This window comes from Microbulbifer sp. S227A, assembly GCF_049800935.1.
In genome coordinates this window covers 284615-298448 of record NZ_JBNAFZ010000003.1, presented here as the reverse complement: position 1 = coordinate 298448, position 13834 = coordinate 284615, and the positions used below count along the sequence as shown (strand labels likewise).

At 64.9% G+C, this 13834-nt stretch carries 16 protein-coding genes and 1 riboswitch; of the genes, 11 read left to right on the top strand and 5 right to left on the bottom strand.

The genetic code is table 11. The annotated features are described in order from the left end of the window. Nucleotides 1-44 precede the first annotated feature (44 nt). The 3 genes from ACP15R_RS09215 to ACP15R_RS09205 all read left to right on the top strand — a co-directional run bounded on the left by ACP15R_RS09215 (nt 45) and on the right by ACP15R_RS09205 (nt 1941). Nucleotides 45-608 (top strand): carboxymuconolactone decarboxylase family protein, encoded by a 564-nt coding sequence (locus tag ACP15R_RS09215; protein WP_424986111.1) that lies wholly within the window; start codon nt 45-47, stop codon nt 606-608. A 90-nt stretch (nt 609-698) separates the two neighbouring features. Then, nucleotides 699-1346, top strand: a complete 648-nt coding sequence (locus tag ACP15R_RS09210; RefSeq protein WP_424986110.1) for a DsbA family oxidoreductase — start codon at nt 699-701, stop codon at nt 1344-1346. A gap of 4 nt (nt 1347-1350) precedes the next feature. Beyond that, nucleotides 1351-1941: a TetR/AcrR family transcriptional regulator gene (locus ACP15R_RS09205; RefSeq protein ID WP_424986109.1), complete on the top strand. Its 591-nt coding sequence runs from the start codon at nt 1351-1353 to the stop codon at nt 1939-1941. 1 nt (nt 1942) lies between these two features. On the opposite strand, the gene ACP15R_RS09200 is transcribed toward ACP15R_RS09205, so the two are convergent. Further along, on the bottom strand, nt 1943-2212 hold the full coding sequence (locus tag ACP15R_RS09200; protein ID WP_424986108.1) for a DksA/TraR family C4-type zinc finger protein: 270 nt from the start codon (nt 2210-2212) through the stop codon (nt 1943-1945). Between the two features lie 25 nt (nt 2213-2237). Further along, nucleotides 2238-3209: a Gfo/Idh/MocA family protein gene (locus ACP15R_RS09195; RefSeq protein ID WP_424986107.1), complete on the bottom strand. Its 972-nt coding sequence runs from the start codon at nt 3207-3209 to the stop codon at nt 2238-2240. A 133-nt stretch (nt 3210-3342) separates the two neighbouring features. Between ACP15R_RS09195 and ACP15R_RS09190 the strand changes: the two genes are divergently transcribed. Then, complete coding sequence (locus tag ACP15R_RS09190) at nt 3343-4515, top strand: dipeptidase (protein ID WP_424986106.1); 1173 nt, start codon at nt 3343-3345, stop codon at nt 4513-4515. Between the two features lie 32 nt (nt 4516-4547). On the opposite strand, the gene ACP15R_RS09185 is transcribed toward ACP15R_RS09190, so the two are convergent. From ACP15R_RS09185 to ACP15R_RS09175, 3 genes are read right to left on the bottom strand one after another with little or no spacing between them, the layout of a single operon-like run. After that, nucleotides 4548-5129, bottom strand: a complete 582-nt coding sequence (locus ACP15R_RS09185) for a hypothetical protein (protein WP_424986105.1) — start codon at nt 5127-5129, stop codon at nt 4548-4550. After that, the gene (locus ACP15R_RS09180; RefSeq protein ID WP_424986104.1) at nt 5126-5377 is read right to left on the bottom strand and encodes a hypothetical protein; all 252 of its coding nucleotides are present in this window, start codon (nt 5375-5377) and stop codon (nt 5126-5128) included. The genes ACP15R_RS09185 and ACP15R_RS09180 overlap by 4 nt, the downstream gene beginning before the upstream one ends. A gap of 17 nt (nt 5378-5394) precedes the next feature. Continuing rightward, complete coding sequence (locus tag ACP15R_RS09175; RefSeq protein WP_424986103.1) at nt 5395-6558, bottom strand: Na/Pi symporter; 1164 nt, start codon at nt 6556-6558, stop codon at nt 5395-5397. Between the two features lie 199 nt (nt 6559-6757). Between ACP15R_RS09175 and ACP15R_RS09170 the strand changes: the two genes are divergently transcribed. The 7 genes from ACP15R_RS09170 (at nt 6758) to ACP15R_RS09140 (ending at nt 13502) form a co-directional block, all read left to right on the top strand. Next, nucleotides 6758-7636, top strand: a complete 879-nt coding sequence (locus ACP15R_RS09170) for a LysR family transcriptional regulator (protein ID WP_424986102.1) — start codon at nt 6758-6760, stop codon at nt 7634-7636. A 188-nt stretch (nt 7637-7824) separates the two neighbouring features. Next, entirely contained in the window at nt 7825-8493 is a 669-nt protein-coding gene (locus ACP15R_RS09165) for a hypothetical protein (protein ID WP_424986101.1), read from the top strand. Nucleotides 8494-8564: 71 nt separating this feature from the next. Continuing rightward, nucleotides 8565-9527, top strand: coding sequence for a TRAP transporter substrate-binding protein (locus tag ACP15R_RS09160; protein WP_424986100.1), 963 nt, complete (start codon nt 8565-8567; stop codon nt 9525-9527). A 102-nt stretch (nt 9528-9629) separates the two neighbouring features. Further along, nucleotides 9630-10139, top strand: a complete 510-nt coding sequence (locus ACP15R_RS09155; RefSeq protein ID WP_424986099.1) for a TRAP transporter small permease — start codon at nt 9630-9632, stop codon at nt 10137-10139. 2 nt (nt 10140-10141) lie between these two features. Next, nucleotides 10142-11440: a TRAP transporter large permease gene (locus ACP15R_RS09150; RefSeq protein ID WP_424986098.1), complete on the top strand. Its 1299-nt coding sequence runs from the start codon at nt 10142-10144 to the stop codon at nt 11438-11440. A gap of 11 nt (nt 11441-11451) precedes the next feature. After that, nucleotides 11452-12657, top strand: a complete 1206-nt coding sequence (locus tag ACP15R_RS09145) for an amidase family protein (protein WP_424986097.1) — start codon at nt 11452-11454, stop codon at nt 12655-12657. After that, a complete protein-coding gene (locus ACP15R_RS09140; protein WP_424986096.1) occupies nt 12654-13502 on the top strand; it encodes a 6-bladed beta-propeller in 849 nt (282 codons plus the stop codon). Before ACP15R_RS09145 ends, ACP15R_RS09140 begins: the two co-directional genes overlap by 4 nt. Before the next feature lie 50 nt (nt 13503-13552). Further along, a riboswitch (cobalamin riboswitch) is annotated at nt 13553-13747 on the top strand. Nucleotides 13748-13834 lie beyond the last annotated feature (87 nt).

Below are 13834 nucleotides of genomic sequence, written 5' to 3'. Positions count from 1 at the left end.
AGACCTGACCCACCACTCACGCCACATCCTGACAGGAGAAACAAATGACCCAGTTCACCATCCACACCGAAGACTCCGCCCCCGAAGCCTCCAAGCCGCTGGTCGCGAAATCCATCGCCGCCAATGGCCGCCTGCCGGGCCTGCATGGGGTGATGGCCGAGGCTCCCGGCCTGCTCGAGGGCTATCAGAAGCTGCACGAACTCTTCATGAACTCGAGCTTTGACAAGGACGAACTCACCGTTGTCTGGCAGGCGATCAACGTCGAGAACGAATGTCACTATTGTGTGCCCGCCCATACCGGCATCGCCAAGATGATGAAGGTCGACGACGCCATCACCGAGGCGCTGCGCAATGAAACGCCCCTCCCGACCCCGCGTCTCGAAGCATTGCGCAGCTTCACGCTCAAGCTGGTACGCGAGCGCGGCTTTGTCTCGGATGCCGATGTGCAGGCGTTCCTTGATGCCGGCTTTACCCAACGCAACATCCTGGAAGTGATCCTCGGCTACAGCCAGAAGATCATGTCGAACTATACCAACCACCTCGCCAAAACGCCGGTGGACAAGGTATTCGAAAAATATGCATGGTCGCGTACCGAGGCCGCGGCCTGATCCGCGACACCGCACGTGATCCTGTCGACAGACAGGATGGATCGCAACCCGCCGCGTTCTGCGGCGGGTCTTGCCGGGAAAGGAAACCGCATGAGCACCGCCCCCCTTCGTATCGACATCATCTCGGATGTGATGTGCCCGTGGTGCATCATCGGCTATCGCCAGCTCGCCAAGGCGCTGGCGGCGACCGGAACCGCACATGAAATCCACTGGCACCCGTTCGAGCTCAACCCCGACATGCCGCAAGAGGGGCAGGATGCGTTCGAGCATATCGCCGAGAAATACGGCTCGACCCGCGCACAATCGGAAGAGAACCGCGCCCGGATGACCGCGCTTGGCGCCGATCTGGGGTTTGATTTCCGCTGGGACGACGGCTTCCGGATGCACAATACCTTCAACGCCCATCAGCTGCTGCACTGGGCCGATCAGCAGGGGCGCAAGAGCGATCTCAAGCTGGCCCTGTTCTCGGCGCATTTCACTGACCAGCGGAACCTCTCGGATGAGGCGGTTCTGGCGGATGTGGCCGCTGACATCGGGCTTGACCGTGACGAGGCGCTGGCGGTTCTGACCGACCAGCGGTTTGCACAGGCCGTGCGCGATGCCGAACGGTTCTGGGTGCAGCAGGGCATTCAGGGCGTCCCCGCCGTTGTGCTGGACCGCAAGTACCTTGTGACCGGCGCGCAGGGCGTGGATAACTACACCAATATCCTGCAAGAGATGGAACGGGAAAAGGTCTGAACCGATGCCACGCGCCGCGCCCTATGATCGCGACAGCACGCTGGATGCCGCCATGTCCCTGTTCTGGGACAAGGGGTATCACGCGACTTCGCTCAAGGATCTGGAAGCGGCGCTCGGAATGAAACCGGGCAGCATCTATGCCGCGTTCAAGAGCAAGGAAAACCTCTACCTGCTGGCGCTGGACAGGTATTTCGACAATTCGCGCAGCCTGTTCCGGACCCTGATCGCGCAGGCTGACTCGCCGCTGGCCGGGCTGGCCGCGCATTTGCGCGGTTTCAGCCGGCTTTCCGAAGCCGATGCCGCGCGGCAGGCCTGCATGCTGACCAAGTCGCTGGTTGACACCCGCTCGACCGACCCGGCGATCGCCGAGCGCTCGCGCCAGCATCTGAAGGCCATGCGCCGGGAAATCTGCCAAGCGTTCAGGGCCGCGATCCGCCAGGGCCAATTGCCTGCCGATGCCGATCCCGAACGTCTCGCCCACCGGTATCAGGCCAATGTCACGGCATTGCGGCTGGAACTGCACCAGGGCACCGACCAGGCCGAGCTTCGCGCGCTGGCCGAGGATATGGCACGCGAGGTCGAAGCCCTCGCCTAGCCTATTTTAGCTGGCTGTCCTTGCTGCCCCGCCGGTTGATCCCGCCCCGCGCCTTGAAGGCGCTGTCGCGTTCGGCCATGCAATCGATACACAGCTTGACGCCGGGGATCGCGCGGCGCCGTGCCTCGGGGATGGGTTCATCACATTCCGCGCAATGGGTCAGGCTCTCGCCCTCGGGCGACCGGCGCGCCTTCAGACGTGCCAGTTCGTCGGAAATCGACGCCTCGATCTGTTCGCTTACCGCGCCATCGCGCGCCCATCCACCGGCCATCGCGTCTCTCCTTGCTGTTGCGCGGCTATAGCCTGCGCGCCACTTCGAATACCCGGTCCATCATGGCCTGCGTACCGCGGGAAAACTCCAGCGGGCACGGATAGGCCACACCGTCGTGCAGCGACCGGCCAAACGCCTCGACCTGCAATACATAATGGTTATCGGCGGGAAAGCGTTCAACCCGCAGCCCGAGATCCGGTTGGTGCAGTTCGATCCGTGCCTCGCCAAAAACGCGGGCGTTGAACGGGGCCGACAGGCGGATCACCCCGGTTTCGCCATGAAACGTCATCTCCTGATATGGGTGCATCCGTGTACTCACATAGGCGGAACAGGTGGTTTCGGGAAACTCGGCCTGCACATCGGCAAACACGTCGACGCCATTTTCCCAGCGGATGCGCGCAGCGATGGTGTCCGGCTCGGCACCGGTGACAAAGCGCGCCGCGCCAAGGACATACACCCCGATATCGCGCAACGCGCCACCGCCGGCCTCGGCCCGGTTGCGGATATTGTCGGGGTCGCGATTGGTAAAGCTGAACCGCCCGTCCACATGCAGCAGCCGGCCTATGGCCCCGTCCTGCACCATCTGGCGTGTGCGCTGCCATTGCGGGTGATGCACGATCATATAGGCCTCGGCCGCCAGCAACCCGGTCTCGTCCCGTTTCGCGATCAGCCGGTCGAACTCCGCGGCCCGCAGGGCCATCGGCTTTTCGCACAGCACGTGCTTGCCTGCCTCAAGCGCCTTCAGGCTCCACGCCACATGCAAGTGATTGGGCAGCGGGATATAAACCGCGTCGATGTCGGGATCCGCCAGCAACGCCTCGTAACTGTCCAGCAACCGCAACCCGGGACAGAACGCCCGGAACGCCTCTGCCTTGTCGGGATGCGCGGTGGCCAGCGCGGACAATTGCGCGCCCTTTGCCGCGTGAATGGCCGGGCCCATGTGGCGGCTGGCAAAATTCGACGCCCCCAGAATGCCCCAGCGGATTGGTTCGGACATGTATCTCTCCTTGGTTGCGCCCGACCATAGCGCAGCGAAGCCATTCCGCCCAACCCCTTTGCCGCCAAGTCACGATTGCCATTCCCCGCCCGCCCGCTAGGGTCATCCGGGAAACAACCATCGGGAGAGTGCCATGCGAAGCTTGGGAAAATGGCTGGGACGGCTGCTGCTTTGCCTGCTGCTGATCGGCGCGTTCTTTGTCTTTGCCCCCGGCTATATCGAACGCGGCAGAAACGCCGTGGTGCCGCATGACCCCTACCCGGTCTCGCCGGCCGCGCAAGCCTTGCATGACGACATGATCGTCGGCGACTGGCACGCCGATCCGCTGCTATGGAACCGCGACCTGACCAAACGCGGGCGCTATGGACAGGTCGATCTGCCCCGCCTGATCGAAGGCGGCGTGGCGTTGCAGGTGTTCACCGCCGTGACCAAGAGCCCGGCGGGGCAGAATTATGAACACAATTCGGCCGAGGCGTTCGACAACATCACCCTGTTGGCCGTGGGGCAGCTTTGGCCGCCCCGCACCTGGCAGAGCCTGTTGCAACGGGCGCTTTACCAGGCCGAAAAATTGCAGGGCTTTGCCGCCGAGGCCCCCAACAGCCTGAGACTCATCAAGAGCCGCGCCGATCTCGACCGGCTGCTGGCCGATCGGGCGGCGGGGGCAAAGGCCGTGGGCGGTATCCTGGGAATCGAAGGCGCGCACCCGCTGGAAGGCAGGCTCGACAATCTCGACCAGTTGGAAGCCGCCGGCTATCGGCTCGTGGGGTTGCAGCATTTCTTTGACAACGCGCTCGGCGGCTCCTTGCATGGCGAGGGCAATCACGGGCTGACCGAGTTTGGCCGCGCTGTTGTGGACGAAGTCGTGCGGCGCAACATGGTGCTCGACCTGGCCCATTCCAGCCCGCAGGTGGCGCGGGACGTGCTGGCCATGACCGACATCCCGCTGGTGGTCAGCCATTCGGGCATTCACGGCCACTGTGCCACCAAGCGCAATTTCCCCGACGCGTTGATGCGCGACATCGCGGCCACCGGCGGTGTCATCGGCATCGGCTACTGGGCTGAGGTGGCCTGCGGCGACATTACCCCCGCCGGGGTGGCCCGGATGATCCGCGCCGCAATCGACACCGTCGGCGAAGACCATGTATCGCTGGGCTCGGATTTCGACGGTTCGGTCGAGACCGCCTTTGACACGTCAGAACTGCCCGCGCTCACCCAGGCGCTGCTCGATGAAGGTTTGACCGAGCCGCAGATCCGCAAGGTCATGGGCGAAAACATGGTGCGGGTTTTGCGCGCGCGGCTGAGCTGAACCGGCGGGCGGTCCGATCCGCTGCGGCCGCGCTATTGGTCGGATACGGCGATGTGCCGGCCATCGGCCGAAACCTCGATGTCCAGCTGCGCCTCGCCCAGCGTGCCGACGAATTCATAGCCAATCACCTGCAGGCTGGGCGAATGGCTGGCCTCGATAAAGCGCGGCACGAAATCCGGCAATTTGCGCGCAACCGCCATGAGCACCGCCCCGGGCACGTCTTCGCGCGTGAATTCGATCTCGATCTCCTGGACCTGCCCGTCGGGCGCGATGTCGATCTCGACCTTGCGCCCATCGTCCGTGGTGCCCTGGATTTCGTAGACAAAGCTGCCATCGGCTTCGGTTTCCGTATTGGCCCCCGCCAGCGACACCGCGCCCAGCGCCTGATAGGAAAGCACCAGGTTGTCATCGATCTCGCTGCCGTCGTCGATGGTTTCGGGGGCCTTGGCCACCGCGAGCCGCAACCCCGCGAGATTGTCCCGCGCGATCTCGATGATGCCGGCGGGCAGGCCCGCCAGATCGATCGCCTCTTCCACACCCGCGGTTGCCGTGGCCCCCGCAACCGCGAACACCGCCGCCCCCACCAGGCCACACGATTTTGCCGGCACCGTCATTGGTCGCCCCCGCGCGCCGCCTGGGCGCTGAACAGGTTTTTGATGTCGCTTCGCAGCATCTTCCAGAAATCCTGCAAATTGGCGTGCTTGTTGTCGAGATCGCCAAGATACTCTTCCAGCCGGTCGATGGCGGCATGTTGCTCGCTCTCGGTTTCGGCCTCAAGCTGACGCTTCAATTCGGACAGGGTCGCCTCGAGATCGGCAATCTTGTCTTCAAGCTCTTTCTTGCGAATGGGTGCTGTGTTCATGATCCCGATCCAGTGATTTACCAGCCCATCATCTGGCTGATACCAATCAGCAGGATGGGCAGGAGGAAGAATACAATCCCGATATAGGCGGCAACGTAGATCTTGTTCCTGACCGCAAGATCGGCAAGCCATTCGGCGGCGGCAATCGGGATGTTCCGGGTAAATGGCAGGCCAAAGATGACCAGCACGCCGATCACGTTGTAACTCAGATGCACCAGCGCGATCTGCAAGGCAAAGATCGCATTGCTCCCGTCCACCGCGGTCGCCGCCAGCAAGGCGGTGATACAGGTGCCGATATTGGCCCCCAGCGTAAAGGGGTAAATCTGCCGGAGGGTGAACACACCGCTGCCTGCAAGCGGCACCACGAGGCTGGTGGTGGTCGACGACGACTGGACCAGCACGGTGATCGCGGTGCCCGAGAAGATACCCGAAATCGGCCCGCGCCCCACGGCGGCGTGCAGGATGGCCTTGGCACGGCCCACCATCAGCACCTTGAGAAGCTTGCCGATAAAGGTGATCACCACAAAGATCAGCGCGATGCCCAGCACGATGAACGCGACCCCCATCACCACGTCATTTGCGCCGATGCCGTGGAACATGTCCTTGAGCAGGTTGATCGGCGGTTTCACCAGCGGCTTGATGAAATTGAACCCCTTGACCGACATCGACTCGCCGCCGACCATCAGGCCGGCCAGGAACGCCCCGATCCGCTGCAGGAAACCGAACATGATCTCCAGCGGCAGAAAGATCAGGATGCTGAACAGGTTGAAGAAATCATGCACCGTCGCGGCGGAAAAGGCGCGGCGAAATTCCTTGCCCTCGCGCACGTGGCCCAGGCTCACGATGGTGTTGGTGATCGTGGTGCCCATATTGGCCCCCATGATCATCGGAATGGCGATGCCAACCGGCAGCCCCCCGGCAACAAGCCCGACGATAATGGAACTAACGGTGCTCGACGACTGGATCAGCGCGGTCGCCACCGTGCCCACGACCACACCGGTGATCGGGTTGCTGGCAAAGGCAAAGAGCTCCTTGGCCTGATCCCCGGCGGCGGCCTTGAACCCGGTGCCGATCATCGCAACCGCGACAAGCAGCAGATAGACCAACCCCATCACCACCAACCATTGCGGCCAGTTGGACGAGGAAGAGTGACTCTCGGGGAGCGTTTCAGTTGATGTCATTGCGCGGCCCTCATCAACACATGCGGTTCAGGTCTTCGCCCGACGATCGCACGAAGCTGCGTCATCGCTAGGCGCGCAATGTAACACCACGATGATGCCCCCCCAGCTTTGACCAGAAGCCCATGTCCTCGGGTGACTTTGCCCCGAGACTGATTTACCCCTGTCTGATGCCTGCAATGCTGCAACAGGAAGGATCGCGGTGAACACGCGCTTTTTGGAAACCTTCGTCACGGTCGCCAACCTTGGGAGCTTTCGCGCCGCCGCCGAACAGCTCAACATCAGCCAGGCCACCGTCTCAAGCCGCATTTCGGCGCTTGAGACCGAGCTGCGCGTCGATCTCTTTGACCGCGAATTCCACACCACGCGCATCACTGTGGCCGGGGCATTGATCCTCGACAAGGCACAGGACATTCTCGCCACCGAACGCAAGCTGCGCACCACCCTGTCCGACCCTTCCACCGCCGCCGGGCGGGTGCGGCTCGGGCTGGTGTCCTCGGTGGTGCATACTTGGCTCTGCGACCTGGTGGAAGAAGTCGCGCGCTGTTATCCGCGGCTCGAACTCGAACTGACGGTGGAACCCACGCCCAACATTGCCGCCGCGTTTGAACGCGGGGCGCTGGACATGCTGCTGACCACCGAAGAGCGCCACGACGAAAGCTGTGCCTGCATGGAGCTGCCGCCGCTGGAGATGCGCTGGTACGGCCCCGAGGGGATGCGCGGCGAGCCGTTGACGCTTGCCGATGTGGTGACCGGTCCGCTGATCACCTTTACCCGCAATTCCCGGCCCCATGCCAATGTGCTGGCGCTGTTCGCCGAGCGCGGCCTGCGGCCTTCGATCGTGCATTGCGTCACCTCGATGGCGGCAATCGCGCGGCTGACAAAGCGCGGCCTGGGCATCGCCACCCTGCCCAGGGCGAGCGACCTTGCCGGGCCCGGCCTGTGCGAACTTGACGTGGACGCGCAATTGCCGCCCCTGCCGCTATTCTGCCTCTGGCGGCGCAGTTCGGATGCGACGGCCTACAAGGCCATCGCCGACCTGGCACGCAGCTGTGCGGCACGCCATCGCGACGCCCCCTGATCCGGTCGATCTTGGGGGGGGTGATCGGGTTTTCCGATCACCCCCTCCCGGATAATCCCGTTTGCGGTTGAGACCCGTCTCGGCGAATTTGGCGCGACACCAATCAACACGGTTTGACCGGGCGTTCACGGGGTACGGCATGGGCTGTTCCCCGCCGGGAGAGCCTTGCCCAAGGATCAGCAAGCACCATGACCAAGACCCGCATGACCAACCAGGCCCAGCTTTTCGTCTGGAGCGACATCGACCCCGATCACGAGGCGGATTTCAACCAGTGGTACGACCGCGAACACATGGAAGAGCGCGTGCGCATTCCCGGTTTTACCGGCGCGCGCCGCTACCGGGCGGTGTCCGGCACCGCGCGCCGCTATCTCGCGCTGTACCGCGCCAGCGCGCTGACCGATTTCACCTCTGACGCCTACCAGCGTGCCTTTACCCGGCAGACCCAGTGGTCGGTCACCAATTTCGGCCGCATGTGCAACACCCGCCGCCGGGTGATGCACATCGCCCAGGAGGGCGGCTTTGGCTGGGGGGGCGCGCTGGTGCTGATCGAGCTGGTCCCCGGTGCGGTTTCCGCCGAAGCGCTGCGCGCGCAGATGGAGGCCCTGCTGGCCGAGGACGGGGTACTGCGCGTGCATCACATGATCCCCGACGAGACCCTGTCGACCCCGCTGCCGTCTGAAAACACCGAGGGCCGGGTGCTGGCCCCCTGTCTCGCGGTGGACGTGTCCTCCGAACCCATCGCCGAGGCAACGCTGCGCCAGCTGACCGAGGCATTTGGCGGCGCGGTACGCGAGGCCGAGACCTTCCGCCTGATGTGGTCGCTTGATGAAAACGATCTGCCGGCCCTCGACGCCTGAGTCACTGCCCGCTCCGCCGGTGCTGCTGGCGGAGCGGCAATCCGACACCCCCCAACAAGGAGAATATCACAATGAAAACCATGTTCCTTGGTGCCGCCATCGCCGCGCTGATCGCAGGCATGGCCCAAGCGGAAACCTGGCAGATGTCGGCGGATGCGCCCGACGGCAACTACCTGACACAGAACATCCGCGCCTTTGCCGACGACGTTGCCCGCCTGTCCGACGGTGCGCTTGAAATCGACGTGGTGTCCAACTCGGTCCTGCTCAAGCGGCCCGAGCTGAAACGCGGCGTTCAGCGTGGCATCGTGCCGATCGGCGAGGTGCTGATCTCGGCGCTTGGCAACGAAGACGCGGCCTATTCGGCGGATGCGGTGCCGCTGCTTGCAACCACCTTTGACGAGGCCCGCGCCCTGTGGGAGGCCTCGCGTCCGATCTACGAGGACAAGCTCGCCCAGGACGGGCTGATGCTGCTGTTCGCCGCGCCGTGGCCGCCACAGGGTATCTATATGAACCAGGAGGTCACCGGTGCCGCGTCGTTTGACGGTGTGAAGTTCCGTGCCTACAACCCGTCGACCGCCCGGCTGGCCGAGCTGTTGGGGGCGGTGCCCGCCACCATCGCCACCGCCGAGATCAGCCAGGCCTTTTCGACCGGTGTGATCAACGGCATGATCACCTCGCCTTCGACCGGCGTGGACAGCCAGGCATGGGATTTCGTGTCGCATTACTATGATGTTCAGGCATTCCTGCCCAAGAACATGGTGATCGTGAACAAATCCGCCTATGACCGCCTGCCCGCCGAGACCCAGGCCGCGCTGCAAGAGGCCGCCGCGCTGGCAGAGGCCCGTGGTTTCGAGATGGCCGAGATCGCCACGGGCGAAGCAACGGGCACCATGGCCGCGAACGGCATGCAGGTTCTGCCGACGCCCGAGGGGCTGGCCGCCGATTTCCAGGGCATCGCCGCGACCATGCGGGCCGAATGGCTCGAACAGGCCGGCGAGGACGGTCAGAAGATCGTCGACTCCCTCGCCAACTGATCCCTGGCTGGCCCGGACCCGTCGCGGTCCGGGCCCTTGCACGAACCCGGCCGGTGCCTGATTCCCGGCCGCCTTTTTCCCGACCACAAGGAGCCTGCCGCCATGGCGCTGACACGCCACCTGTTTTCGTTCTGCGGTGCATTGGCCGCGCTGTCGCTGCTGGGGATTGCCGTTCTGATCCTCGCACAGATCGGGCTGCGCCTGATGGGCAGCCAGATCCCCTCCGCCGATGATTTCGCCGCCTGGGGGCTGAGCGCCTCGATCTTTCTCGCCCTGCCCGCCGCGCTGATGCATGGCGATCATATCCGGGTAACGTCGCTGCGCCAGCTGTTGCCGGGCACCGCCGGGCATGTCGCCGATATCGCCGCCGCCGGTTTTGCCACCGCGATGATGGGCTGGGTGGCCTGGGCGATCTTTGGCTATGTCAGGGAAAGCTGGACCTATCACGATGTCAGCCAGGGCGTGGTGGCGGTGCCGCTGTGGATCCCGCAATCGGCAATGGTTCTGGGGTCATCGCTGTTTGCGCTGGCCTTTGCCGAACGCACGCTGCGGCTGCTGCTCGGGCGCGCCGTCGAGCGCGACGACACCGACGAACAAGCGCACGGAGAATGACCATGGATATCCTGTTGCAATCCGCCGTACTCGTGGTGACGTTGCTCGTCCTGCTGGGGCTGGGCATCTGGGTCGGCGTGGCGCTGCTCGCCTCGGCGGTGGTGATCTTCCTGATGTTCACCTCGACCCCGGTTGACGCCATTCTCGGCACCACCATGTGGGCGCATTCGGCAAGCTGGACGCTGACCGCGCTGCCGCTGTTCATCTGGATGGGCGAGATCCTCTATCGCACGCGATTGGCCGAAGACCTGTTTTCCGGCCTCGCCCCCTGGGTCGGACGGCTGCCGGGCGGGCTGGCCCATGTCAATGTCGTGGGCTGCGGCATCTTTGCCGCTGTCTCCGGCTCTTCCGCCGCAACCACCGCCACTGTGGGGCGGATCTCGCTGCCGGAACTGAAATCGCGCGGCTATGCCGACCGGCTGGCCATCGGCTCGCTGGCCGGATCGGGGACGCTGGGCCTGCTGATCCCGCCGTCGATCGTGATGATCGTCTACGGCGTCGCGGCGCAGGTCTCGATCAACCGCCTGTTCATCGCCGGCGTGGTGCCGGGGTTGATGCTGATGGCGCTGTTCTCGGGCTATATCGCGATCTGGTCACGCATGAATCCCGACGGCGTTCCCGCCCCCGAAGCGCGGGTTTCCCTGGGCGAGCGGCTGGGCCGGCTGCGCCTGCTGCTGCCGGTGGTGGGGCTGATCATCGGGGTCATCGGGTCGATCTATGCCGGTATCGCCACCGCCACCGAGGCCGCCGCCATCGGCGTTGCCGGGGCGCTGATCATCGCGGCACTTGGCGGTTCGCTGAACAGGCGCACCTTTGCCGACTCGCTCTTTGGGGCCACCCGCACCTCGGCAATGATCGGGCTGATCCTGCTTGGCGCGGCCTTTCTGACCTCGGCGATGAGCTTTTCCGGCCTGCCCGCGCAACTGGCCGAAATCATCTCGGCCAGCGGTCTCGGGGCCGCCGGGCTGATCGCGGTGCTGACGGTGTTCTTTGTGCTGCTCGGCTGCTTTCTCGACGGCATCTCGATCGTTGTGCTGACGACCTCCGTGGTGATGCCCGCCGTCGCCGCCGTGGGGATCGATCCGGTCTGGTTCGGCATCTACCTGATCATCGTGGTCGAGATGGCCCAGATCACGCCGCCGCTCGGTTTCAACCTCTTCGTCATCCAGAACCTCACCGGCAAATCGATCTTCGAGATCACCCGCATGATCATTCCCTACTTCCTGATCCTGGTTCTGGGTGTCATCCTGCTGACGGCATTTCCCGGTATCGCCACCTGGCTGGTACAACAGACCCTCTGAAGGCAGACCCCATGACACAGACACCCCAATCCCTGCTGAAGGCGGCGCGCGACGCCGCCACCGCACCGGACTTCACCCGGGTCTTCGACGACCCGATCACCTGCGACGGCCCGCTGTCGGGGCTGAACGCGGCGGTCAAGGACCTGTTCGACGTGGCCGGATATGTCACCCGCGCCGGAACCGTGGCGCGGCGCGACCTTGCCCCCGCCAAACGTGACGCGGTCAGCGTCGCCCGGTTGCGGGCGGCGGGTGCCGGGCTGATCGGCCATGCCAACATGACCGAATACGCCTATTCCGGCCTCGGGCTTAACCCGCATTACGGCACGCCGCTGACGCCGCTGCGTGACGGTTGCATCGCCGGCGGATCGACCTCGGGCGGAGCCTCCGCCGTGGCGCGGGGCATCGCGGATATCGCCTTGGGCACCGATACCGGCGGTTCGGCCCGGATTCCGGCGGCGTTCTGCGGCCTCTTCGGGTTCAAACCGACCGCTGCCACGATTTCGCGGGACGGTGCGGTGCCGCTGTCACATTCGCTGGACAGTGTCGGGGTCATGACCCGCGAGGCCGCGCTTCTGCGCCCGGTGCTCGACACGTTGCGGGACGCCCCGCTGCCCATGGCCGCCGCACCGCGCGCGGTGATCGTGCCCGGGAATTTCGGCATGGACGGGTTGGACGCGGACATCGCCGAAGCCTTCGAAACCGCGCTGGCATCGCTGCAAAAGGCCGGCGTCGCGGTGCGCCGCCTGTCGCTCGACATCTTCGAACGCTATCGCGCCTTGCCGGTCTGGCAATTCTCGGCGGTGGAATCGCGGGCCCATCACGGGGCGGAATACGACGGAATGCGGGATGTGCTCGATCCCCGCGTCGCCGCGCGCATGGCACGGGCGGACGGCGTCAGCGCCATTGACTTTGCACGCACGCTCGCGGCCCGCGCAACGCTGGCTCGCGAGGCCGCGCGCCTGTTCGGCGATACGCCCGTCGCCCTGCCTAGCGTCGCCATCATGCCGCCCCGGCTGGCCGATCTGCAGGATGACGCGGCCTATGACCGGATCAACCTGCTGGCTCTGCGCAACACCAGCCTTGGCAATGTCATCGACGGCTGTTCGGTCAGCCTGCCATTGCCGGACCATCCTGGCGCGGGGCTGATGCTGACCGCCGCCCACGGGCAGGATGCGCGCCTGCTGGCGATGACCGAGATGTTGCAGGGCGCGCTGTGAACGCCACGGGACCGGCGCAGCGCCCCGCCACCTATGTGGCATTGGGCAAGCGGCGCTACCGCGTGGCACATGTCGCGGATCCTGCCCTGGACGGCCTCAGCGACCTGGCGCTGTGCGGCGAAACCATCGTGGTGCTGCGGCGACAGGTGCCGGAGCTGGTGCTGCTGCACCCCGACGGGGGCCTGACGGGAGAAACCGCCGAACTGGCGCAATTCGCCTGTGGCCACGGGCTGCGCAGCCTTGGCGACGGGCGGCTGGCGGCGACCGACATGGACGGGCACAAGATCGCGTTGCTGGATGACACGCTGCGCGAAACCGCCCGGCTGCATTGCGACGAACGGCCGGGGCTTGGCCGCCCGTTCAACCATCCCTGCGATTGCACCGTGGGGCCGGATGGGCGGCTCTATGTCGCCGATGGCTATGGCAACAGCGCGGTACACATATTCGGCCCCGACCTCGCGCATATCCGCAGCTTTGGCCAACCCGGACGCGGACCGGGCGAATTCTCGACACCACACAGCATCCTCATCGATGGCCGGAACCGGCTCTGCGTCGCGGACCGGGAAAACAACCGGGTCCAGCGGTTCGATACCAACGGCACCTGGCTGGACGAAATCACCGGGCTGCACAAACCCATGGCGCTGGCGCTCACCCCGGACGGGCTGCTGCTGGTCAGCGACCAGACCCCGCGCCTGTCGGCATATGACGCAGCGGGGCGGCTGGTCGGGCGCTGCCGAACCTTTTCCACCTATGGTCACGGGCTGGCGGTCACCGGGAACGGCACCATCGCGATTGCCGAGATGTCACCGGACCGGGTGACGCTGCTGATCCCGGACGGGGCATAGGCCACCGCCGCGTCGCACCGCAAAAAACCCTTGCCGCAACCGGCGCGGCTGTTTATCGAACGCGGGTCGGTTTCCGAAAGGAATCAAAATGGGAATCCGCCGCCGGCCTCCGGCGAAACGGAACTGCCCCCGCAACTGTAAGCGGTGAGTGAACAGCGAGACATCCACTGTGGCGCAAGCCATGGGAAGGTCGCTGCCAGCCATGACCCGCCAGTCAGGAGACCTGCCGACGCATAACTGCAACGCGGCCCGGACGGGGTGTCCGGAGAGGTGTCGAATGAAGTCTTTCCCCCGGTGGTCCCGTCGGACCACCACAGCCAGCACGATCCATG